Annotated in this window: 18 protein-coding genes; 8 read left to right on the top strand and 10 right to left on the bottom strand. The window is 61.7% G+C overall.

The genetic code is table 11. The annotated features are described in order from the left end of the window. Position 1: 1 nt before the first annotated feature. From HNQ08_RS14700 to HNQ08_RS14690, 3 genes are all read right to left on the bottom strand, one after another. Positions 2-1,036 (bottom strand): SIS domain-containing protein, encoded by a 1,035-nt coding sequence (locus HNQ08_RS14700; RefSeq protein WP_184133601.1) that lies wholly within the window; start codon positions 1,034-1,036, stop codon positions 2-4. A 70-nt stretch (positions 1,037-1,106) separates the two neighbouring features. Next, on the bottom strand, positions 1,107-1,844 hold the full coding sequence (locus HNQ08_RS14695) for a GntR family transcriptional regulator (RefSeq protein ID WP_184133599.1): 738 nt from the start codon (positions 1,842-1,844) through the stop codon (positions 1,107-1,109). Positions 1,845-2,489: 645 nt separating this feature from the next. Further along, positions 2,490-3,311, bottom strand: a complete 822-nt coding sequence (locus tag HNQ08_RS14690) for an alpha/beta hydrolase (RefSeq protein ID WP_184133597.1) — start codon at positions 3,309-3,311, stop codon at positions 2,490-2,492. A gap of 476 nt (positions 3,312-3,787) precedes the next feature. Here HNQ08_RS14690 and HNQ08_RS14685 point away from each other — a divergent pair, with 476 nt between their 5' ends. The 4 genes from HNQ08_RS14685 to HNQ08_RS14670 all read left to right on the top strand — a co-directional run bounded on the left by HNQ08_RS14685 (position 3,788) and on the right by HNQ08_RS14670 (position 7,002). Continuing rightward, a complete protein-coding gene (locus HNQ08_RS14685; protein WP_184133595.1) occupies positions 3,788-4,147 on the top strand; it encodes an FAD-binding oxidoreductase/lyase in 360 nt (119 codons plus the stop codon). Further along, on the top strand, positions 4,147-4,620 hold the full coding sequence (locus HNQ08_RS14680; RefSeq protein WP_184133593.1) for a DUF3830 family protein: 474 nt from the start codon (positions 4,147-4,149) through the stop codon (positions 4,618-4,620). Before HNQ08_RS14685 ends, HNQ08_RS14680 begins: the two co-directional genes overlap by 1 nt. Positions 4,621-5,194: 574 nt before the next feature. Beyond that, positions 5,195-6,697 (top strand): protein adenylyltransferase SelO, encoded by a 1,503-nt coding sequence (locus HNQ08_RS14675; RefSeq protein WP_184133591.1) that lies wholly within the window; start codon positions 5,195-5,197, stop codon positions 6,695-6,697. Between the two features lie 14 nt (positions 6,698-6,711). Further along, positions 6,712-7,002: an endonuclease NucS domain-containing protein gene (locus HNQ08_RS14670; RefSeq protein ID WP_184133589.1), complete on the top strand. Its 291-nt coding sequence runs from the start codon at positions 6,712-6,714 to the stop codon at positions 7,000-7,002. Between the two features lie 417 nt (positions 7,003-7,419). Here the strand turns inward: HNQ08_RS14670 and HNQ08_RS14665 are convergent, their stop codons facing one another. Then, positions 7,420-8,286 (bottom strand): helix-turn-helix domain-containing protein, encoded by an 867-nt coding sequence (locus HNQ08_RS14665; RefSeq protein ID WP_184133587.1) that lies wholly within the window; start codon positions 8,284-8,286, stop codon positions 7,420-7,422. A gap of 75 nt (positions 8,287-8,361) precedes the next feature. Here HNQ08_RS14665 and HNQ08_RS14660 point away from each other — a divergent pair, with 75 nt between their 5' ends. After that, a complete protein-coding gene (locus HNQ08_RS14660; protein WP_184133585.1) occupies positions 8,362-9,663 on the top strand; it encodes an MFS transporter in 1,302 nt (433 codons plus the stop codon). Between the two features lie 702 nt (positions 9,664-10,365). Here HNQ08_RS14660 and HNQ08_RS27940 read toward each other — a convergent pair. Both HNQ08_RS27940 and HNQ08_RS27935 read right to left on the bottom strand, forming a co-directional pair. Next, positions 10,366-10,626, bottom strand: coding sequence for a transposase (locus tag HNQ08_RS27940; RefSeq protein WP_280527594.1), 261 nt, complete (start codon positions 10,624-10,626; stop codon positions 10,366-10,368). Next, a complete protein-coding gene (locus HNQ08_RS27935; RefSeq protein ID WP_342355700.1) occupies positions 10,623-11,030 on the bottom strand; it encodes an IS5 family transposase in 408 nt (135 codons plus the stop codon). Before HNQ08_RS27935 ends, HNQ08_RS27940 begins: the two co-directional genes overlap by 4 nt. Positions 11,031-11,595: 565 nt before the next feature. Between HNQ08_RS27935 and HNQ08_RS14650 the strand changes: the two genes are divergently transcribed. Continuing rightward, a complete protein-coding gene (locus HNQ08_RS14650; protein WP_184133583.1) occupies positions 11,596-12,804 on the top strand; it encodes a S8 family peptidase in 1,209 nt (402 codons plus the stop codon). Positions 12,805-13,333: 529 nt separating this feature from the next. Next, positions 13,334-16,069, top strand: coding sequence for an HD domain-containing phosphohydrolase (locus HNQ08_RS14645; RefSeq protein ID WP_184133581.1), 2,736 nt, complete (start codon positions 13,334-13,336; stop codon positions 16,067-16,069). 316 nt (positions 16,070-16,385) lie between these two features. Here HNQ08_RS14645 and HNQ08_RS14640 read toward each other — a convergent pair whose 3' ends face one another. The 4 genes from HNQ08_RS14640 to HNQ08_RS14625 form a co-directional block, all read right to left on the bottom strand. Further along, positions 16,386-16,895 (bottom strand): vitamin K epoxide reductase family protein, encoded by a 510-nt coding sequence (locus tag HNQ08_RS14640; protein WP_184133579.1) that lies wholly within the window; start codon positions 16,893-16,895, stop codon positions 16,386-16,388. 597 nt (positions 16,896-17,492) lie between these two features. After that, positions 17,493-18,353, bottom strand: a complete 861-nt coding sequence (gene nikC / locus HNQ08_RS14635; protein WP_184133577.1) for a nickel transporter permease — start codon at positions 18,351-18,353, stop codon at positions 17,493-17,495. Beyond that, positions 18,350-19,357 carry an ABC transporter permease gene (locus HNQ08_RS14630; RefSeq protein WP_184133575.1) on the bottom strand — a complete coding sequence of 336 codons (1,008 nt, stop codon included), beginning with the start codon at positions 19,355-19,357 and terminating at the stop codon, positions 18,350-18,352. Before HNQ08_RS14630 ends, nikC begins: the two co-directional genes overlap by 4 nt. Before the next feature lie 182 nt (positions 19,358-19,539). Next, on the bottom strand, positions 19,540-21,144 hold the full coding sequence (locus tag HNQ08_RS14625) for an ABC transporter substrate-binding protein (RefSeq protein WP_184133573.1): 1,605 nt from the start codon (positions 21,142-21,144) through the stop codon (positions 19,540-19,542). 248 nt (positions 21,145-21,392) lie between these two features. On the opposite strand from HNQ08_RS14625, the gene HNQ08_RS14620 reads away from it, so the two are divergent. Continuing rightward, complete coding sequence (locus HNQ08_RS14620; protein ID WP_184133571.1) at positions 21,393-22,286, top strand: nucleotidyltransferase domain-containing protein; 894 nt, start codon at positions 21,393-21,395, stop codon at positions 22,284-22,286. Positions 22,287-22,323 lie beyond the last annotated feature (37 nt).

Here is a 22,323-nt window from a genome sequence, read left to right as displayed (position 1 = left end):
CCTAGTACTCGGTAATCCACATGTAGCGTCGCAGATCCAGTGACTGGTTATGCTGCTCAGCGAGGTGCTCCGCAAAGCGGTTGAGCGCGGCTTGCAGGGCATACGGAGCAAAGATCCCGCGAACTTCCGGTGCGATTCCGGTCATGGGAAAATCACGGGAGTCGTAGACCATGACCCGTTCGGAATACTTGTGGCAGAAGGTCACCACCCGTTCGGCCAGGGGGCGGCTGGGATCCTCGCCCAGCAGAACGAGCGCGGGGGTCTGGGCGTCGAAAATCTCAAAGGGGCCATGGAACCACTCGGCCGCTTCAAAAGCCACGCTATGCAGCCACTGCATTTCCATCAACATGCACACGCCAAACACGTAGGCGGTGGTAAAGACTGGCCCTCCAGCGATGTGGTAAAAGTTCCGATCGTCCCGGTAGAGTTCGGCGTCCACTTTCCCCCGCTGATCCGACAACTGGGCGGATTCCACCAGCATCGCAGGAACGGCGGGCAGGGACTCCATCACGGCCTGATATGGAAAATGAGGCTGGTCAGCCATCAGGCCAGCAACGAAGGCCTGAAGAGCGATGAAGACGCCTGTATGGGCCTGCTCAGTCTCACCGATGCAGATGACATGTTGGGTCAGTTCTGCCAGGGGTTTGTCCGTGGTCGCCGTGACGGCAAGGGTCATGGCCTCAAAACGTTGGAGAAATCGGGCAGCCTCCACCGTCTCGGCGGTGGTGCCGGACTTGGACGCCAGGATAACGAGTGTGTGCGGACCCAGTTCGGGCTGTAAGGTCATGAATTCTGCAGGGAAATACCGCTTGACCTCATAGGGTGAGTGGTAATGGTCCAGCCAGTACTCCAGCCCCAGACTCACGCGGTTGGGTGCACCACAACTGACAAAGTAGACACGCTTGATTTGAGTGGCTAGGGCTTTCCCGAGTGCGGCGGCCTCCTGGGTCACCTCGACCGCTGAGCGGAGACCCTGAATGATGTCCTCTGGATCCAGAGGTGTGGCCCGAACGGGTGCAGCATTGATCTGTGTCATGAGCTACCTCTCATATTTTGGTATATACCAAGTAAATCAGAGAGAGGTGACAATGTCAATTGCTCTCGCCTTACTTGTGGGCATTGAAACTGAACGTCACCAAGTCAGGGTGGTTGACCGAATAAAGGTATTCAAAAGCTTTGCCCTGCCTGTCCTGAACGGTAGAGCGGAAGACCAGCACTGAGGCTTTTTCTGGCAAGTTGAGTATCGTGGCCTCATCTGTTCCAGCCTGGCCCACGCTGATGGCGCTTTCGCCCACACCAATTTCCAGGCCGTACCGCTGTTCTAAAACCTGATAAAGCGAATGGTCACCGTCCATATCGGCGGCGCTCAGATCAGGGAAAACCTGAGCAAGCAGGAAACTTGTTTCCACACAAAAAGGAATCCGGTCTACCAGCCTTACGCGCTTGATTTTATAGAGAGGCGTGCCGAGAGCTACTTTTAAGTGTTCGCTCAGCAGCCCATTGGCCGCTGTCTGTTCAAACGACAGCACGTAGCCTCCAGGCACACCGCCACTGGCGGCCACCATCTGCGTTAGGCTATGGAGCTGCTCCTGACCCAGCACACGCTGGACTTTGGGCTGACTGACCCGTGTGCCCGTTGTGCTGTCCCGCTCAAGCACGCCGACATCAACCAGGTGGTTAACGGCGCGCCGGACAGTCATACGGCTGATCCCGAGTTGCTCTGCCAATTCACGTTCAGACGGAATCCGGTCTCCCGGAACAAACTCGGCGCTCTGCAACATGGCCTGTATCCGCTGCTGGACCTGTACGTGACGGGGTAGAGCTTCAGGGGACGCGTTCGTCATAGCTCTGGCAGAATAACCTGAAGCGTTGTGCTCTCAGAGATTCAGGGGAATTAAGCCGTGACTGGAAGCCATGTTTATACCGTTTGTCTCTGAGCACCATCAGCCAGCCTCAGTGGGCGCTGCGACCCTCGCGCGAAGATGCCGGCGCGCGCTGTGAAGTGGCCGATGGCCTGCAACTTGAGGGAGAACTGTTCGTCCTCACCCATCGCTTAAATCCTGTATCGCTGGGAGGCTAGAAGTTTAAGTCCCCGTGCCTAATTTGCCCGGCGAGGAATTGAAACACCTAAAGCCATATTGTTCAATACAAGCCGACGCTGGCAAAACTGTCTGGTTTCGGTGCAGAAACCCCCGCCAGGAAAGGCTCATCGACGGCAAAAGATGTGCGTGCCAATAAGTTTGTCTTATTGAGTAGAGTTTCAGGCCGATCTCAGTCCAGGACTGGGACTCTACGGGCGAAAGCTGAATAGAATCTATGGCGCGATTCAGAAACTGAAACAGCACCAGCTCGGCATTCCATGCCAGCACCTGCTTCCCTTGACTTTGTGTTGCCGTACGGCTTCGGCGAAGCGCTTCACGCATTTACCCAGAAAGAGGTGGTGATGGCCTGAATGGGGTCCCCTGAACTGACCCAGAGCTGGACCCGAATCACAACCCCCTGAACCAGTTGACGGTGGTGTCGATTACCTGATTGCTCTCGGTCTTGTCGTCGGTCAGCACATGGTAGATATGGTCCGCCCCGTCGATCAGCACCAGATGGCGGACCTTGCCCCCCAGGTTGTACAGGAAATACGGCGCGTTGCCTGAGAGTGGGTCAGCGGTGCCGTAGACGATCATGGTGTTGCCTTTAAATTTGCCGATGTCCGCTTCCAAATTCTGGTCCTGAATGCTGCTGTAGAACGCCTTGCCCAGCTTGATCTTGGTGAAGCCGAGATCGACGTCCACCGCCCCTTCTTTCTCTGCTGCTGCCCTGGACCCGGCTTCGATGTCCGCCAGGCTGCGGCTGCTGGTACTGGACCACAATGCCAGCGCTTTAACCGGGTTGGCAGCACTGGCCGCAAGCTTGATGGCAACGCCACCTCCCATGCTGAAGCCCAGGAGGCCCAGGCGGGCAGCGTCAATTTCTGGGCGGCCTTTCAAATAATCAAAGGCGGCCTGAGCGTCCGACACCTGATTGGTAAACGTCATCTGCTCGAAGGGAATCTTGCTGTCCCCGCTGCCCTGGAAATCGATCCTGAGCGAAGCGACACCCTGGGCGGCCAGCTTTGCGGCGAGATTCTTGTACATGTCGCCCACCTCGTCCTTCTGACTGGCAAAACCGTGCAGCAACAGAACGGCGGGAACCTTGCCGCTGGGCTTGTCCGGAAGAGAGAAGGTGCCGGGAATATGGCCCGCGATGGTCACGCTGGACTCCACGGCCAATCCACTCGATGCCAGAACCAAGGGCAGCAACCATCCGATTTTTTTCATGTCCAGAGTGTAAACCTCTGGTGTAACGCTAGAACCCGGGAACAGCTGATCGCTGCCAATCTTGAGGAGCGGCCTAAATTTAAGTCTACCTGCTGCAGAAATATCCCCCATAAAATTCAGGTGCCAGGAGCCGTTCTGGAAGCCCGTGCCTACCCAATTGAGCTGACACCCCATGCTGGCGCAGCATGCTCTTGCGGTCGCAGAGTGCCAACGGCTGAGACGAGTGCCGAGTGCAATGCCAGCAGGGGGCCCGTTACGACGGCTACTCAGTGACGCCTTCGGCCCTCACCATTTCAAGGGCTGGAGGGGAAGCGCATCGTGGAAGAGCTCCAAGAGAGTCCAGCCAGAGAGCTCAGGTGAAACACGATACGGCTAAGGCCATACTGGGCATTCCTCAGGATGAGAAAGATCGTTCCTGGAATCTACAACGCCCTTCCAGCCCGTTTCCTGGCTCTTAGTCAAGAGATCATCGCCGCATGTTCCTCAATCAGGAAGACCATATTCTTGGGCTTGCCATTGGATTCCAGAATGGCGACACGGTAGCACTCGGTGTGCGCGCGCACGGCCGGCTCAGCCTGGAACGACTGCACAGCACCCATGTCGTGCACGGCTATTACAGTTCCACGTCGGATTTTCAGGCGATCGTGGACGCGCCGAGCACCCACCCTGGGCTGGTATTGAGCGTGGGATTCAACGGCAACGGCTTCATGATGGCGCCGGCCAATGCCCGACTGGTGACCTCGCTCGTCACGGGCGAGGAGCCGACGTACGATCACGCCGATTACCAGCTTGCCCGCTTTGAACAGCAGGTTCACATGGAAACGGCGGTAATTTGATGCTGGTCTTCACCTTTGCCGCCGGCGAACTGCACGCTCAGCTCGATCCCCAGCTCGCCCCCGCCACCTGCGCCGCGCTGAGTCAGGCGTTACAGACTCCCGTGACTGTGCGGGTCCGGCACGCCATGTTCACGGGCCCCGAGATGTCGATGCAACTTCCCACCGGACCCAACCCACAGCTTCTCCAGACCCCTCCTGAGGCGGCGGTGATCATGCCCCTGGAAGGACAGGTGCTGTTCACGGTACTGCCGGCGCATGTGTGGCCAGGGACGACAGAAGCGGTCTTTGACCTCGGAATCTATTACGGGCCTTATGGCCGAACCTTTTTCCCAAGTGGTTGGCTCCCTGGCAACGCCTTTGCCCGGATCATCCCTGGGCACTTCGAGCGGATGAAAACGATCGGGCGCTCTCTGCTCGAGGACGGGGCGCAGGACGTCACCATCGTCGTGCGTGAGCGGCAACCCTCACCGTAAACGGACCTGAGGCCACCCGCGTGACAGCTCCCCTGACCGTCTTCTGAGGGTCCCCAACTGAAGCGGCGTTCCCGATCATGGCGTCTGGATCCGGGCCGCTTCACATGGCCCGCTTAGTCACGCTCACCCCAACATTGGCCTGTCACACCTAGCGTCAATCACGGCCGCAAGTCGACCTCAATGTGGATCTGCAAGACAGTCTGATAATCGATCTAATGCTGGTGGGTGCCATTCTGGTGTGTCCGTCCGACACGTCTGTGACCCTTGAGGCCACACAGAATGATGTGGTGGCTTTCGACAGTTTCTGTGGGAACGGCACGTAGGTCGCGGCCGGTCAGAGCGGCATCTTGACGGCGCACGTAAGCTGAAGGAGGTCAGGAATGCGCTATTTAGCGCGTTCCGAATGCGATCCCAGTCTTCTCCGGTGCAAACACGACGCGTAACAGCGAGATGACGGGAGCACCCATGCGCTTCAGAAAGTCCTATGGTCTAGATCTTTTGATTCCCTTTCGCAAGACTCCGAGACTGTGAGCTGAGTTCGGCAAGACTTTGGGTAGACGTCAGACTATTCAATATGACGGCCTCCACCTTCCGATTCGACAACACCTATGCACGTGAGTTGCCGGACTTCTACGCGCCCTGGAAGCCGACTTCCGTGCCTGTACCGAGCTTGCTGTTCTTCAATCAGGCGCTGGCCCTCGAACTGGGGCTGGATCCCGAAGTGCTGGACGGCCCTGAAGGCGCCGCCATCTTTGCTGGCAATCAGGTTCCCGAGGGGGTAGAGCCGCTCGCCCAGGCCTATGCCGGCCACCAGTTCGGCGGGTTCTCGCCTCAACTGGGCGACGGGCGCGCCCTGCTGTTGGGTGAAGTTGTCGATCAGCTCGGACACCGCCGCGACCTCATGCTCAAGGGCTCGGGCCGCACCCCATTCTCAAGGGGAGGCGACGGCAAAGCGGCCGTTGGCCCCATGCTGCGTGAAGTGCTGATCGGTGAAGCCATGCATGCGCTTGGGATTCCGACCACACGTGCTCTCGCTGTGGCGGGCACGGGCGAACCGGTCTACCGTGATCGGCCGCTGCCTGGCGCCGTGCTCACTCGCGTGGCGGCGAGCCATTTGCGGATCGGCACCTTCGAGTACTTCGCCGCTCGAGGAGATACGGAGCGGGTCCGGCAACTCGCCGACTACGCTATTGCTCGGCATGACCCGGACCTCGTCGAGACGACTGACCGGTATCTGGCCCTGCTCCGGCGCGTGGCCCAGCGGCAGGCAGCCCTCATCGCTCAATGGATGAATGTCGGATTCATACATGGCGTGATGAACACTGACAACATGACGATCTCCGGTGAGACGATCGACTACGGGCCGTGTGCCTTCATGGAGGCCTACAACCCGCACGCAGTTTTCAGCTCTATTGACCAAAGTGGGCGCTACGCTTACAGCAATCAGCCACTGATTGCGCGATGGAACATTGCACGTCTGGCCGAGACCCTTCTGCCGCTCATTGCCGAAGATGAAAGTAAGGGCGCTGTAGCGAAAGCGGTTGGCCAGGCAACCGAGGTGATCGATGCATTCCCCGAGTGGTACGCCGCCGCGCTTCTGGAAGGTCAGAGGGCGAAGTTGGGCCTGCAAGGTGACGACGAGCGTGACCGCGTGCTCGCAGCGGACTGGTTGACGCTGTTGCACGAACACAGGGTGGATTTCACCCTTGGGTGGCGCCGCCTTGCCGACGCGGCGGGTGGCGACGCATCGCCGCTTCGTTCCCTCTTCCTACAACCGCAGGCGCTTGATGCCTGGCTCGCCCGCTGGCGATCGCGCAGCGAGAGCAACGGCGGTCATGCCCTTGGAAGGAGCGAACGGGCCGAGCGCATGCGCAGCGTTAGCCCGGCGGTCATCACACGCAACCACCGCGTTGAGGAAGCATTGTCAGCGGCTTCCGAAAAAGAAGATTTCGCTCCTTTCAGGCGTCTAATGACTGCGCTTGAGCGGCCTTACGACGAAACGGCGGACCAGACCGAATACACCGAACCAGCCGGCGAGGAGGTGACGGCCTGTTACCGTACCTATTGCGGCACCTGACCATTCACTCGATCATGACATCGAATTCGCTCCCTCATTCCGGCAGCATTGACCTGTACGCCTGTGCCGCGCAGGTAGAGCTCAAGCGAGGGCGTGCCACCCGGGATCCGGTCATTCAGCTCGGATGCCACGTCGCGACCATGCAAAAGTCCGGCGTTCAAATGGTGCAGGGCATCCTCGCGGCGCCGTCCATTCCAGCGCTAGCTTTGAAGGAGTTGCGCGCCAGGGGGCTAGCATTCCGCGAGATCGGCGCATGGCCGATGCGCCCGCGCCAACGGCCCTCCCTGCCTCCCCTGTTCGACTGAACGTTCCAGTCAACCACTGCAAGGACTGGGAGTTGCAGAGCGGTCATTATGAATAGCTTCCGGGAAGTGCTGCTCCCAGATCCTGTGGATCAAGAACGCCCCGGTCGCGTCGGTGTCGCGGTCTTTTTGGAGGAGGGCACCCAACACGTCCCCGGACTCAGCCACCGCCCGCTACCACCAGTGTTTGAGTCCGCCAACCTGAAGATGATCTCGTCGAGGGACCTCCCTCCCAGTGGCGCAGTCCTTTAGCCATGAGCGGAGCGAACTGAGTGTTGGGTGGGCGCAGGGTCTCGTGGCTGCCGCGCTCGTCAAGGATCTGCTCAACGATACGCAAGCTGCATGGGGAGCCTTGGCACAGCACGAAGGCACTGAGGCTGAGGGAAAACGGTGACCACAACGGCTTACGGCCGTTACAGCTCAGCCTATCTGGGCGAAGGCGCGCGCGTACTGACCTGGCGTCACCCCAACATGCCGCCGGAACTGATTTGAAAACGCGCTCTGGTCGCTGAAGCCCGCTTCGAGCGCCACCTCTGCCAGCCGCCGCCCCGCCGCGAGCCAGCCCCGCGCTCGCCTCAAACGCATCTGAACCTGATAGGCGTGCGGCGGCAGCCCCACTTCCTGCCGGAACACGCGCACCAGGTGAAAAGGGCTGAGGCCCGCCAGCCGGGCCAGCGTCTCCAGCGACACCTCCGCCCCAGCCTGCTCCTCCAGGTACGCCCGCACCTCGCGCACCGCTGCCCGCTCCCGACCCACCCGTGGCAGCGACAACCGTTCTTCGCCCAGCGTCGTGACCAGCGCAGCCAGCGCACCCTGGAGCGCCGTATCCCGGGTCAATAGGGAGGCGGCCGGATCAATCAGCAGGCGGTGGACGGTGACCAGGCGGCGCGCGAGCTGCGGCGTCGCCGCCACACTCTGCGCGAAGTGAGGGGCTACCGCAGGCCGCCCTGTGACCTGCTCGGCCACCATGCGAAACTGCTCGGCGCTCGGATACAGCGCCAGATGGATGTAGCCACCCTCCGTGAAGGAGCGGCCCGTGGTCACCTCATCCGCGTTGATCAGCATGATGCTGCCGTCCGGGGCAACATGTTCGGCCCCCCGGTTCCAGAACGCCGCCGCGCCGCCCTGCACCACCCCCACCGTGAACTCCTCATGCGTGTGCCGGGTGAATGCCTGCTTCACAAAACGGGCCTGCAGTACGTCAAGGCCGCCCAGATAGGGCACACGCCACAGCCGCGCCTCGTCCCGCTTCAGGGGTTCCTGGTGCGGTAAGCAGTCCTGAGGCACCCGCCCAGGATAGAGGACGGCGGCGAGCAATTTTTTGCAAGAAGCTGCGCCGGGACATCGCGTAGTGTTTCCATCATGTCGCCGCAAGACTCCCAACAGGTCACTGGTCCCCAGGAGATCGCGTCTACTCAGCGTGTGCCCAACGTCCGCCCGGCCCGGTTCTACGGGTGGACCGTAGTGGCCGTTGCCGCACTGGTCATTTTGCTCGCCGCTGGCGCCCGCTCGGCCCCCGGCGTCTTTCTACTGCCCATGCAGCTTGACCTCGGCGTCTCGCGCGCCACCTTGTCCCTGGCCGCTTCCCTGGGACTGGTCATGTTTGGGCTGGGCGGCCCGCTCAGCGGCGGCCTGATCGACCGCTTCGGGCCGCGCCGCGTGACGGCAGGTGGCCTATTCGTAATCACAGCCAGCTTCGCGGGCAGCGCCTTAATTAGCTCAGTGTGGCAATTACACCTGGTCTGGGGGGTCCTCAGCGGACTAGGTACCGGCATTGTGGGCAGCGTCCTGGGGGCGACCATCGCCAACCGCTGGTTCGTCAGCGGGCGCGGCCTGGTGATGGGCCTGTTTGGGGCGGCCAGTTCCGCCGGACAACTGATCTTCCTGCCGGTGCTGACGGCCCTGGTGGGCGCGCTGGGCTGGCGGGAGAGCGTGCTGGTCATCGGCGGCCTTGCCCTGATCACGGCGCTGCCTGCCGCGCTGCTGTTACGGGACCGCCCCGCCGATGTCGGTGCACAGCCCCTGGGTCTGGCACCGGGGGCCCCGGTGCCAGGGGTGCAGTCTGAACCGGGCATCATGCGCCGGGCATTGCGGTCCCGCCAGTTCTGGCTGCTGGCCGTCACGTTCTTTGTCTGCGGAGCCACCTCCAACGGTCTGATCGGCGTGCATTTCATCGCGTACTGCACGGAAGCGGGTCTCACCGCTGCGTATGCAGCAGGCATGCTGTCGCTGATGGGGGTCTTCAACTTCGTGGGAACGATAGCCAGCGGCTGGCTGACCGACCGCTACGATCCCCGGCTTTTGCTGGGCGCGTACTACGCGTTCCGGGGCCTGAGTCTGGCCGCCCTGCTGTTCATTCCGCCGGGAGTGGGTCTGGTGGCCTTTGCCGTGCTCTTCGGACTGGATTACATCGCGACGGTGCCGCCCACAACGGCGCTGGTGGCCGACGAGTTCGGACGCGGCAACGTCGGCACCGTGTACGGTTGGGTCTTCTGCGCGCACATGATCGGGGCAGCGCTGGCCGCATGGCTGGGCGGTGTGGCGCGCGACGCGCTGGGATCGTACGGTGCGGCCTTCATCGTCTCTGCGGCGCTTTCTATTGCGGCTGCAGGACTGGTCCAGGGCATCAGGCGTCCGGCGCGCCCTGTCCTGTCGAGCAACTGAAGACCTGCCACGGAAATAGGAAGGGCGCTGCCCGCCTACCTGTACTGCAGGAGGCGGATCAGCCGTAACCAATCGAAAGGCCTATCACCGCTTTCCGGTATCCATCATTCAGTAAGCCCTTTGGCAACACCACCGGTTGCGCCTGAGCGAACGCGATGTCCTGGCACAGCACGACTCTGGTCTAGCAGAGGTAAGTTACTGGAACCAAGACGTGGGGGTTGGCTCGGACACATTGCGAATATCGACGCTAGCCCGGGCGCCTCATCCGCCAGACGGGTCTCTCAAACCTATGGGAACTCAGGGTGTGGGACGTAATTTGGTTGCCTGCGTCAATGACTGGGCATGAGAGGTGGAGCGCTGCTCTTGAAGTGTGAGTGTCTCCCGTAGCGGAAGGCCACCTGATGAAGAGCCCACGAGAACCTGCGTTGTTCCGATCCCCAGCTCCCAGCGGTGCGCGTCAGAGTTCCAGACCGTTGACCACCGCGTCACCCCTTCCCAACCACTCACCACAACCAGCGCCAGCGAAATTTGGAGAATGTCCTGGTGACCAGCACGAAAGGCAGGAGAGCCTAGGGTGTGTCCGCAAACCCTCAAAGCCATTCCATCACGCAGGCGATGGTGACCATCGCCTCATAGTCACACGCCCGCTTCTCAAACCAGGTTGCAATTCTCCTTGAGCGTTTCAGGCGCCCGACCAACCGCTCAAGGACGTACACGTGGCCGCTTGTGGCCTCGTTTCGGAGGAACGACCAGACGAATCCCTCGTCCGTGGCACAGCCGGTATGCCTTGTCACCGCTGTACGCCCGATCCGCCAGGACCATGGTGGGGCGGAGTCGGGGCCGGCCCCGACTCCGCCGTTTGATCTTATCGGCATCGAGCAACGTCTCGAACTTCAACATCCCGTGGCGTTGCCCAGCCGTGAGGAGGAAGGCGAGCGGCCGTCCCCGGCCATCACACTTCAGGTGGCTCTTCGTTCCGAATCCGCCTTGTGACCGGCCGAGCGCTTCATCGCCGTCCCCTTTTTTGCACCTGCTGCACTTTGATGAGCGCGCACGATGGTGCGATCGATCATGTGGACATTCCACTCGACCTGGCCGGCATGATCTGCACGTTCCTGCACTCGGGTGAGCAACTGTGCCCAGAGGCCCTGCGGCTGCCATCGGTAGAACCGAGAACGCACTGTCTTCCAATTGCCGTAGCGTTCGGGCAGATCACGCCAGGCACTCCCGAAGCGTGTGATCCAGAGGACGCCGTTCAGCACGGTGCGGTGATCCAGGCCAGGGCGGCCCGTCCAAGGTCGTTGCGGTGGCAGCAGTGGAGCCAGCTGGCTCCACTGTTCATCAGTCAATTCGTAACGCCGGACCACACGTCATTTTTGCACTGCTTTCTTGGTTTGCGGACACGCCCTAGGGAGTTCCCAGTGAGGGAGGCCTTGGGGGAAGAGGTCACTAATGTTGATGCGCCAGCCATGGATGGGCTCGCGGGTGACGGCGTCGCCCCGTCCGAGCAAGAGTGCTTTGATCTCCCAGGCAATGACGGTGAACCCCTGGGAGAGCAGTGGCAGCGTACCCAATGATTGCATCGGGGTAACGGGAGCCGGGGAGTTTACAGCCGATCAGCACAACATCATGCACCCCGGCAACTCGCTAAAACCGTCGCTTGCTGTGAAGCCAGGTAGCGCCATAAGTGTGAAAAATCTTAGAGAAGCGGTGAGAATTTTCAATTAACCTTTACTCGAAGCCGACAATTTAGGCTTACTTAACGACTGTCTCATGGAGGAACACATGCAGTTGGCGCGTCCCCGTTGGTCTCCCGCCTCACAGCCACAAGGCTTGAACGTTCTCTCATGAAGAACAAATCAGGGTACAAGTCTTGGGCCACGCGATCCTTCCAGGTGCGCCAGGCGCCTGTCTCAGTGCAGAGGTAACCACATGCGTACGACTTTAAAACCAGCCCTTCGCTGGCTGCTCCTCAGTGCTTCACTCGTGGCCTGCGGTACGACTCCCGACATCACCCGTTCGAGCGGTATTGCTGTCATACCGGAATTTGGCGCCCAGACGGAACAGAGCATTGGCTCGTCAAACCTTCATGCCCTCGCTGGTGCGTTCGTCACCGCCGGAGCTTTCGTCACCGCTGGAGCTTTTGTCACCGCTGGTGCCTTCGTGACGGCTGGCGCCTTTGTCACAGCTGGTGCCTTCGTAACGGCCTCACCGAGTGAGTGGAACGCCGCACTTGATTCGTCGACCCTCTCCAGTGGTCCGAACAATACCTTCACGGCCAACACCCCTCTTTGGCAATCGGTTGGGCTCTCCCAGGGGCAGCAGGGTGCACCCCAGCTCGGGCAGGGCGTGACAGTTGCCGTCATTGACTCGGGCATCGACCTGCAGCACGTTGCTTTTAACGGCCACCTCAGCTCCTCCAGTCAGGACTTCCTGGAGATGGACGGACTTCCACAGGAAGGGGGCCGTCCTGGCGATGTCGCGTTCGGGCATGGCACTGGCGTCGCAGACATTATCTTGCAGGTCGCTCCCAACGCGGTGATCATGCCGCTCCGGGCACTCCAGCCTGACGGCACAGGTGACACCCGGGAAATCGCTGCCGCTGTCCGGTTTGCTGTACAGCACGGTGCTCAGATCATCAACGCATCGGTGGCCAGTGCACCGGATGCCGACCTTGAAGCCGCTCTGGCTGATGCCGCTGCCGCTGGCGTCTACGTTGTCCTCTCTGCCGGGAACACGGGCAACAGCCCCGTCCTCTACCCCGCGCGGACAGCCCGCAGCGGCAACGCCGCAGCGTATGCCCTGTCAGTCGGGAGCTCAAATACGGACGGCGTACGGTCCAGCTTTTCCAGTTACGGCCCAGACCTCGAAGTCCTCGCTCCTGCGGAAGCCGTCGTCACCGCCTATCCGGGCAACCACTTCGCAACATGGCGCGGAACGTCCTTCGCGGCCCCCATGGTCAGCGGCGCACTGGCACTTGCCCTTGGCGAACATGGAAACACGAGTATCAATCTTGCTAGCCGGCTGACCGCCCATGCCACCAACGTGGACGCCGTTAATACTGCGTCACTTCAACCCGGAACCTCAACGTTGGGCTACGGTCAACTCAACATCGCCGCGTTTATGGCTTCATTGAAATAACACTGGCAGCTGTAAACGTTCTGTGAGAACCAGAATGGCACTCTAAAGGCAGGGACTTTCCGCGCAGCGACACCCTTTTTCGGGGATCGCTGCGCAAGTTATGATCTCACGCCCCTCTGCAACGCCGTGTGCCAAGGACCCCATGCCAGATGAATCCCCCATTCCAGAGCGACTCAACCTGCTGCAGACCATGGCTGACCCCCGTCACGCGCTTGAACAGGCGCTGATGCCCGCTGCAAACCAGGATGCTCCCGCCATTCGTGCGGAAGCGCATTTTGAAGCGGCTCAGCGGGCTCTGGAATTGGGTGAAGCAGACACCGCCATCCGTTCTGCTCTTCAAGCCGCAGAATGTTTCGCTGCCTCCCAACAGTCAGAAAGAGGGTGCCAGGCGAAACTCATCGCGCTACGCGTGTTTATGAACACAAACGACGTGTGCGCCTTTAACAACCTGGTAGGACCCCTGATCCAGGAAGCTTCAGGGTGCAGTGCATGGGAAGTGGTCGCTCACGCACACAACCTTCAGGGTGGCATGCAGCTGCGGCATGGCGAACTGAACGACGCCATCGCCTCCCTGGAACGCGCGTCAACCTTGCGCCGGGAGATCAACGATGCGCCCGGTTACGCCGGCAGCCTCAACAATCTGGGCCTGCTGCATCAGCGGGCTGGGAACGCGGGGCGCGCCCTCGAGTATTTCCTCGCCTGTGTGGCGTTTATCCATTCTTCAGGCCAATCCCTGGAGCGGCAGCTGGGGGCCTGCCTGATCAATGTTGGCGCTCTGTACCGTTCTATGCAGCTGTTCGACCAGGCAGACCGATATCTGCAGGAAGGGATTGAGACGGTTCAACGTAACCGCGACCAGCGTATGGAATTGGCGGGGCGGGTGGCCCTCGCCGACGTGGCTCGGGACCGCGGAGACCTAAAACGCGGGATCGCCGGATACCTCAAGGCGCTGGCCCTGGCCGAACAGATCGGGGCACGGGAAGAGGAAGCGGAGGTCCTCGACAGTCTTGGACGCGTCTACGCCACCCTGGGAGACGACGAACTGGCCGCTCAGATGAGTCGCAAAGCCCTAGCCATCGCTTCAGAGCTGCAACTCGTTCTGGTCCGAGTCTGGGCCACCCTGAGCCTGGCCCACCTCGCCTTACGATCGGGCAATGCCGAGGAAGCGTCCTGCCTCTATGGGGAGGCGGGACAGCACGCGGCGACCGCCGGTCTGAAAAGCGAGGTCTTGCAGGCCAAGGAGGGCCAGGCCCGTACCAGCCGACAACTCGGCGAGTATCAGCGGAGTGCTGTCCTCTTCGAGGAGTTGCTCCAGTCGGAGCGGGCGGACCACGCTGAACACGAGGCTGCGCGAATCAGTGAACATCAGGCGCGGTTCGATGTTGAAAAAGCGAACATGGAGGCCGACACACAGCGCCTGCTTCGGGAAGCGTCCGAACGCGCCCGAGAGGACGCGGAAGCAGCGGTCCAGAAACGGACGCAGGAGTTGGAATTTGCGCAGGTAGAGATCGTCACGCGGCTCGCAGCAGCAGCGGAGTACCGCGATGACCAGACCGGCCAACACACCTTCCGTGTGGGTCACGTCACTGCCCGTCTGGCTGAGCGGCTGGGCCTGCCCACCGCCGAGGTGGACATGATCCGCCTGGCAGCCCGCCTTCATGACGTGGGGAAAATCGGGATTCCGGACGCGATCTTGCTCAAACCTGGCCGGTTCACGCCTGAAGAGTTTGAGATGATGAAGCAGCACACGCTGATTGGCGGACGAATTCTCTCCGGTGGCCGTTCCAAACTGCTCCAGGTCGCCGAAGAAATCGCGCTGACCCACCATGAGCGTTGGGACGGACGTGGTTACCCACATGGACTGGCTGGGGAGAACATTCCCATCAGTGGCCGGCTGGTCTCGGTTGCAGATGTGTATGACGCCCTGACGAGTGAACGTCCCTACAAAGAGCCCTGGACACCTGAGGCGGCCCTGTTGGAAATCGAGTCCCAGGCGGGTCGACAGTTTGATCCTCAGGTGGTTCAGGCCTTTGGCGAGATGATCCGCAGCGGCGAATTGCAACGCCTGAACGTTCAAGAAGACCAGCACCTGATTGCCCCAGGAGTTCTGCTGGACGAAGGTGGCAGCGTCGTGCTGCCAATGCCCACGAGAAAGGCTGTGAAAGAGCAGGGGTTCTCTGGCCGTCGCCTCCCGGAGGGCGTGGAGATTCGCCTGACGGAACTGATTCAAGAAGCCTGGGACAAGAGACGCAGCCATCCTGTGCTGGCACAGGCCCTGACCGAGGCCGCCTCCGTCCTGGTTGACGAGTACGACGATGACCTGGGACGCGCCTACGTGCAGCACAACCAGTCGCTCGCCTGCCTGGACACAAGTGATTTTGAAGCGGCAGCGCTGCTGCTCAGCAACGTCATAGCAGTCGCCCGCACCCACGCCGACTTAACCCTCGAACGTGATGGCCTGAATCTGCTGGCCGGGGTTCTCAGTGCGGTCGAACTTCAAGAAGATGCGCAACATCTGTGTGAGGCCTCAAACGCACTGTCCGCCACGCTCGGCGACACCGTGGGAGAAGCAAATGCCCGAACAAATCTCGGGATCATTCAAGCCCGGTTGAATCAACCCGAGCAAGCCATGGACACTTTCCGGGAGGCTACTGGGTTGTACACCGGCGCTGGGGCGCAAGAAGGACTCGCCAACTGTCTGTACAATCTGGCTGACACCGCCCTGGAGACTGGTGATATCGATCTGGCCGTTGATTGTGCTCTCCAGAGTATGCAAGCTGCTCAGCTCAGCTCGCAGCCGAACATAGGGGCGCTCGCGCTTGGAGTGTTAGCACGGGCCAAGAACAAATCCGGTTTTCCTGTGGAAGCGTCACAACTGTACGAACAGCTCCTGGCTTCCTCCCTCCTGGATCCGGATCGTCTGCCCGAAGCCTGGGGATGGGCCACAGTGCACGCTGCGGAAAATCAGGCTGCACGGGGAGATGCCGAAGGTGCCCGGGCAGGACTGGAGAAAGTTCTGGATCTTGCCTCAAGGCGACAGTTGCTGGAGCTAGAGCTGCGGGCCCGCAGCGAGTTAGTGGATCTCCTGCTGAAACAGGGGGAGGCCGCAGCGGCCCTCCAGCATTTACAGCATGAACGAAGCGTTCGCGAACAGCATCTCTCGCTTCACCAGACCAGCCAAGTGCGCGGCATCCGCATCAAAGCGATCGTAGCGAATGTACTGCCGTTGGAATACCAGGAAAGAGTGGAGAATGCAGCGATCTGAGTCCAGCACCGAACCTCGGCACAATTCCGGCACTCAGAGCCATCAGCCCGTTCAATCGCCACTGGTCCCTGGTGCGGCGCAATGGCAGTGAGAAAGCGGCTCTAGGGCAAAGCGAATTAAAGGTCACGAGCGAAGGCACAAAGGGGCAGATATTGTCCCCTGCTTCTCACGTGTGATTCTCCCATTCACACCCTGACCGAAGCCCGATACCACGAGATCGGCACCAGAGGCGCGGCTCAGGGTGCCGCCACTGCCGCAATTCCAAGCGGAGCGCAGCAGAAGAGAATAGGGCAGCTCAGGCCACGAGTCCTGCGCGCTACCAGCGGCTCAACAGGTTCCGGATGGCCTTTCGGGTCTCGGGCACCGCGAGGACCAGCGAAGCCAGAGAAGCGAGGGTGGCAGCCTGGCAGTACACGCACAGCGCCTTGTTTTCCTGCCATTCTTCACGCCCGAGTTCTATGGCAAAGGCCGTGTCACCCAACACCTTGAGGCCCATCGCAACCGGCAGCAGGGGCAGACTGGTCATCCGGTCCTTGCCCCCGGCCCCGGCCAGCCAGGCAGTCACGCCGTAGTTCACAACCATCATCAGGGCGTCGGAAGTCTGCAGGCGCTTGTAGCCGTATTCTGAGGCGTCCACCCGGTCCGAGTTGAAGATCGGCAGCGGTGGATCGGGCAGGTGGCGGATGATGCCGGTCTGGTAGAGCGAGACAATTTGCCCCATCGCGGCTCCCAGCAGCGACAGGCCGATGATCCAGCGGCGGCGGGTGAGGTCGGGCGTCTGGACTTCACGCAATTCGTGGCTGAGCTGACGGGCTGAAAGGACCATGGGGTTCCTCCTGAGGGTGGGGGTGAAGAATGCTCCATACACTCTCGCCACCCCATGAGGCGAGGGGATGAAAGGCATGCTGGGGGTCTCTTGGGGGTCGGATCAAGCGTCTGATGGAACGGCATGCGGCCACTACACGGTGGTGAATGGACCGAGAAGCACACGCCGAAGTGCATTTGAGCGGGTCCGCTGAGCGCCCTTTGACTACGCCTTCAAGGAAGCCTCAAAATTCCGGGAGCCAGCGGGTGATCAATCCGAAGGCCTGTAGGTCAGCAGGAGGATCACAAAGGCATTGCGCTGAGCTGATCGGCCAGTCTTCTTTCTGCCCTCACACATCCCCCGGGCGCGTATACACCTGCCCTCTTGCCAGCCCGTCAATCTCAGCGCCGAGGTTGACTTGCTGTCCCGGTCTCCCGGTCAGACGCCGCACCGGCACACCAGCCCAGGCGGGGCGAGGCAGGGCGGCGCCTGGGAGGCAAGGGCCCATCAGAGCCCGGTGGGAGAGCTCGTTCCAGCGTTGGCTCCAGTGGGCCAGGACCCGCGCGAGTGCCCCACGGATCCCAATTCATGACAGAATCTCCTCAGATCTCTTGAATTTCAGAGCCCCTTGCGCGGATCGAACACATCGCGCAGGCCGTCGCCCAGCAGATTGAAGGCCAGCACCGTGATCAGGATGGCAAGTGCTGGGACGCTGGACGCCCACGGGGCCTGTCCAATGTAATTGCGGGTCTCGGAGACCATCGCGCCCCACTCCGGCGTGGGCGGCTGCGCGCCGAAGCCGATAAAGCCCAGGCCAGCGGCGGTCAGGATGGCGTTGCCCACGTCGAAACTACCCTGCACCAGCAGCGGAGCCACCGAATTGGGCAGCAGATGCCGGAAGGCCACGCGGCCCTGCGAACTGCCCAGGGCGCGGGCAGCCTCCACGAACTCGCGCTCACGCAGGGCCAACACCTGGGCGCGGATCAGGCGGGCGTAAGTGGGCCACGACACCAGCGCCACGGCGATCATCACGTTGGTCAGGCTCGGTCCCAGCGCCGCCGAGATGGCCATGGCCAGGATCAGGCCAGGAAACGCCAGGAAAATATCGGTGACGCGCATGATCACCTCGTCCCACCAGCCGCCCAGCAGCCCGGCCACCAGGCCCGCTGCCGAACCCACCAGCAGGGAGGCCAGCATGACGCTCACGCCAAGGCCGAGCGAGATGCGCGCGCCGCTGAGCACGCGTGCCAACACGTCGCGGCCCAGTTGATCGGTGCCCAGAAGGTGTGTCGACGATGGCGGGGACAGCCGCGCCGCCAGATCCTGCGCGCTGGGGCTGCCGCCCAGAAGTGGCCCCAGCAGTGCCACCGCCACCAGCGCCACCAACAGCACCAACCCGATCATGGCCCCGCTGTTTCGCCGGAAGCGCCGCCAGACCGCGCTGCCCGTCCCTCTTTCAGCCGTCAGGATGGCAGTCATGAAAAACTGATCCTGGGATCAAAGAAGCCATATGCCAGATCCACCAGCAGATTAACCACCGAATAGGCCAGCCCGGCAATCAGGGTCACCCCCATCACCGCTGGAAAATCCAGGCTAATCGCCGAAGTGGTGGCGTAGCCGCCGATGCCAGGCCATGAAAAGATCGTCTCCGTGAGGACCGCGCCAGTCAGCAGGCTGCCGAACAGGCTGCCCAACACCGTCAGCACCGGCAGGGCCGCGTTGCGAACCGCGTGCTTGCCAATGACCCGCGCTGAGCTCAGTCCCTTGGAGCGCGCCGTGCGGATGTAATCCTGGGAGAGGACCTCCAGCAGTGCGCTGCGGGTCATGCGGGTCAGCAGCGCCGCCGAGTAGGCGCCCAGGACGAGTGCGGGCAGGATAAGGTGTCGCAGCGCGTCCCAGAACACGGCCGGATCACGGGCGAGCAGACTGTCGATCAGGACCAGTCCCGTATGGGTGGGCGGAGCCAGGCTGTAGACATCCAGGCGGCCCGGCCCCGGCAACCAGCCCAGGCGCTCGTGAAACAGGGTCAGTGCCAGAATCGCCAGCCAGTACACAGGCGTTGCTCCGCCCAGCAGCGCGAAGGTCCGGGCCAGCAGATCTGGCGGCCGCCCCTGATACAGGGCCCCGATCACCCCCAGCGGCAGGCCGATCAACAACGCGAAAACGACAGCCACCAGCGTCAGCTCCAGCGTCGCCGGAAAGAAGGCCCGCAAATCGTTGACAATCCCGTTCTGGGTCCGCAAGGAGGTGCCCATATCACCGCGCAGCAGCTGGCCCATGTAGATCACGTACTGCGTCGCCAGCGGCTTGTTCAGGCCGTTACGCTCGCGGAAGTCGGCCAGCTGTTCCTCGCGGGCGTTGTTGCCCATGGCCGCCGCCGCCGGATCAGAGGGCAGCGCGTGCGAGATCAGAAAGGCGCCCAGGGTCACACCCCACAGCACCAGAACCATCAAAGCGAGGCGGCGCAGAATGTAGGTCAGCAAAGGTTCTCCTCTGGGCCTGAATCATCTCTCCAACGTTGTGCTCTTGCAGCAACGCCGTGGGGTCTGAAAGGCTACGGCCCTCATATGGCCCCAGACCCACACTGTCTGGAGAGCCGAAATCGAGAATCATAGGGGATGGGGCGGCCCCTGCCATCTGGGGTCACCCTCATCCTCACCCGAGCTCACTTCTTGCTGATCTTTTCGAACTGCACGTCGCCGTTGGCATTGCGGTTGAAGCCGGAAATGCCTGCCTGGACCACCACGGGCTTGTACGGTTGAAACAGGATGGCGTAGGGTCCTTCCTTGGCGAGCAGCGCGGTGAGCTGCCCATACTGCGCCAGTCGCTTGGTGCTGTTGGATTCGATGGCCGCCGCCTGTGCCAGCTTGCTGGCCGCCGCATTTTCCCAGCTGTTGCGCCAGGCCAGCGACTTGGCGGCGTAGTCGCTGAGTGGGGTCCCGTTGCCGTCGGCGTCGGGGTAATCAGGACTCCAGGCAACCTGGATCAGCTGGGCTTTCTGGGCGCGGTAGGCGGTAAGCAGCTCCGAGTTGACCATCTGACGGATGTTGGCCTTGATGCCGACTTTGGCAAGATCAGACTGCACCTTGGCCGCGAGGTCCTGGCACGGCACCCCGCCCGCGCACGAGCCGGTGCTGACCAGGAAATCCACGCTGAAGCCGCCCGCTTTGCCGGCCGCCGCAAGCAGTTGTTTGGCTTTGGCAGGATTGTAGGGGTAGTAGATCTTGGGGTCCGAACCAGCCAGCCCAATGGGGATGATGGTCTGTGTCTTGCGGCCCAGGCCCTGCAGCAAACTGGCGATGATGCCGTCCTGATCGATGGCGTAGCGAACCGCCTCGCGCACGCGGGGGTCTTCGAAGGGCGAGCCCTTGGCAGAGTTCATGCCCAGATACTGCAACTGAAAGGTATCGGTTTTGAGGGTCTTGAGTTTGGGATTGCTCTGGGCGGCCTTGAAAGCGTCGGGCGTGTAGTCCCAGGCCACGTCGATCTCGCCTGAATTTAAAGAGCTTTGCTGCGCGGCCGATTCGAGCATGTAGCGCAGGATCACGCGCTTGATGTTGGGTGATTTGCGAAAAGCGTTGGGGTTCACATCCAGCGCGACCTGCGCGCTGCGGTCCCAGCGGTTGAGCATAAATGGCCCACTGCCCGCCGAGTGATCCTTGAGCCAGGCGGTGCCGTAATCTCCGTTCGTCTCGTGGGCCTTGGCCTCCGTCGAGTCCACCACGCCGCCCACGTTGAAGGTCAGCAACGCCAGCACAATATTGGGGTTGGCCGTTTTGGGGATATCCATCACCACCGTCTTGGCGTCGGGGGCGCTCAGGGACTTGGCGGTGATGTTGGCCACATCGGTCAGCAGGAAACTGGATGGCGTTTTCAGTGCAATGACGCGGGTCAGGGAATAGATCACGTCGGCGGCGGTCACGGGGCGCCCGGTACTGAATTTGGCGTCCCGCAGCTTGAAAATAATGCGTGATCCAGTGGCCGTGGGCGTGACCTTCCAGCTCGATGCCAGGCGGGGTTTCAGGGTCTTGAGATCGTTGCCTTCGTAGATCACCAGCGTGTCGTAAAGGTTGCCTGCCACCAGCGAGCCGCTGAACTCGTAGGACACGCCGGGATCAAGCGTGATCAGGTCGGAAAAATCCCCGCCGATCACCAGTGTGCTCTGCCGCGCGTCCTGGGCGCCCGCAAGCGACAGGCCCAGGGAGAGGGCCAGCGCGAGGCCGCGTGAGAAGACCGGAAGCTTGTGGGCGGACGCAGCTTTCTTGGACATACAGTTCTCCATTCGGGGCACGGATGAGTGATGCAGAAGGTCTGGGTCACGCTTCCTAAAGCAGTTTCCAGAAGAGGGCTGGATGGAGCCATATTCAACGTGAGGCGGTCGCAGTTCAACATACTCTTTATCGGCTACTCATGTAATCAGTAGGCTCTTCCACCTGATGGCATGCCGCCTAGAGGCACAGGGGCCACCTGAGCTTCCGGTTCCTCTCACCTCAGCGCGCGACGTTAGATTGAGACCCCATGCCGCCTCTCCCCTCTGCTTCGGCCTTGCCCCCCGGCACCAGCGTTACGCTTCGCACGCCGCAGGGCGATCGTCCAGCGGGAGCGGTAGGGGTGGTGGCCCGCGCGCCGGCCCAGGGCAGCTCCAGCATCTACGACGTGCAGTTCCCGGACGGCGCGCTGCTGGCCATCAACCGCGTCCATCTGGGGGTACGCCGCAAGGAAGCCGAGGCCCTGCCGGTCAACCACACCGACTACTTTCCCCATGTCCAGTACCGCTGCGTGATGGGCAGCCGCGCCTTCGGGCTGGATACGGCAGACAGCGACACCGATCTGCGCGGCTTTTACCTGCCGCCGGCCACAGCGCACTGGGGTCTGGGCGACGTGCCTGAACAACTGGAGCGCGGCGAGGAGGTGTACTGGGAGGCGCGCAAATTCTTGCTGCTGGCGCTCAAGGCCAATCCCAACGTGCTCGAAGTGCTGTACAGCCCGCAGGTGCTGACGGTCACGCCCGTTGCCCAGGCCCTGCTGAACATCCGGGGCGCTTTGCTGAGTCAGCTGGTCTACCAGACCTACGGCGGCTACGTGATGGGCCAGTTCAAGCGGCTGGAAATGGACCGGCGGAACCACGGAGACATCCGCCCCAAGCACGTCATGCATCTGCTGAGATTGCTGCTCAGCGGTATTCACGTGTTGAACACTGGCGAGGTTCTGGTCGATGTGGGCGAACACCGCGCCGCGCTGCTGGCCGTCAAATCGGGTGAACTGAACTGGGAAGAGACGAATCGCTGGCGACTGGAGCTGCACCGGGCCTTCGATAAGGCGTATGCGCGCACCCGGCTGCCCGAACGCCCGGATTATGCACTGGCCGAGACCTGGCTGATCGGGGCGAGGCGGGCCGCGGTGGACGGATAGGCCATCCGGCGCAGGCCGGGGACCCATCTGGCCCATG

The sequence above is a fragment of the Deinococcus humi genome (assembly GCF_014201875.1).
Taxonomy (GTDB): domain Bacteria; phylum Deinococcota; class Deinococci; order Deinococcales; family Deinococcaceae; genus Deinococcus; species Deinococcus humi.
This window is presented reverse-complemented; position numbering and strand designations above follow the sequence as displayed.

What these genes read in the sequence shown, in the direction of transcription:
- HNQ08_RS14700 (WP_184133601.1), bottom strand. Translation starts at nt 1,036, where the DNA reads ATGACACAGATCAATGCTGCACCCGTTCGGGCCACACCTCTGGATCCA.
- HNQ08_RS14695 (WP_184133599.1), bottom strand. Translation starts at nt 1,844, where the DNA reads ATGACGAACGCGTCCCCTGAAGCTCTACCCCGTCACGTACAGGTCCAG.
- HNQ08_RS14690 (WP_184133597.1), bottom strand. Translation starts at nt 3,311, where the DNA reads ATGAAAAAAATCGGATGGTTGCTGCCCTTGGTTCTGGCATCGAGTGGA.
- HNQ08_RS14685 (WP_184133595.1), top strand. Translation starts at nt 3,788, where the DNA reads ATGTTCCTCAATCAGGAAGACCATATTCTTGGGCTTGCCATTGGATTC.
- HNQ08_RS14680 (WP_184133593.1), top strand. Translation starts at nt 4,147, where the DNA reads ATGCTGGTCTTCACCTTTGCCGCCGGCGAACTGCACGCTCAGCTCGAT.
- HNQ08_RS14675 (WP_184133591.1), top strand. Translation starts at nt 5,195, where the DNA reads ATGACGGCCTCCACCTTCCGATTCGACAACACCTATGCACGTGAGTTG.
- HNQ08_RS14670 (WP_184133589.1), top strand. Translation starts at nt 6,712, where the DNA reads ATGACATCGAATTCGCTCCCTCATTCCGGCAGCATTGACCTGTACGCC.
- HNQ08_RS14660 (WP_184133585.1), top strand. Translation starts at nt 8,362, where the DNA reads ATGTCGCCGCAAGACTCCCAACAGGTCACTGGTCCCCAGGAGATCGCG.
- HNQ08_RS14650 (WP_184133583.1), top strand. Translation starts at nt 11,596, where the DNA reads ATGCGTACGACTTTAAAACCAGCCCTTCGCTGGCTGCTCCTCAGTGCT.
- HNQ08_RS14645 (WP_184133581.1), top strand. Translation starts at nt 13,334, where the DNA reads ATGCAGCTGCGGCATGGCGAACTGAACGACGCCATCGCCTCCCTGGAA.
- HNQ08_RS14640 (WP_184133579.1), bottom strand. Translation starts at nt 16,895, where the DNA reads ATGGTCCTTTCAGCCCGTCAGCTCAGCCACGAATTGCGTGAAGTCCAG.
- nikC (WP_184133577.1), bottom strand. Translation starts at nt 18,353, where the DNA reads ATGACTGCCATCCTGACGGCTGAAAGAGGGACGGGCAGCGCGGTCTGG.
- HNQ08_RS14625 (WP_184133573.1), bottom strand. Translation starts at nt 21,144, where the DNA reads ATGTCCAAGAAAGCTGCGTCCGCCCACAAGCTTCCGGTCTTCTCACGC.
- HNQ08_RS14620 (WP_184133571.1), top strand. Translation starts at nt 21,393, where the DNA reads ATGCCGCCTCTCCCCTCTGCTTCGGCCTTGCCCCCCGGCACCAGCGTT.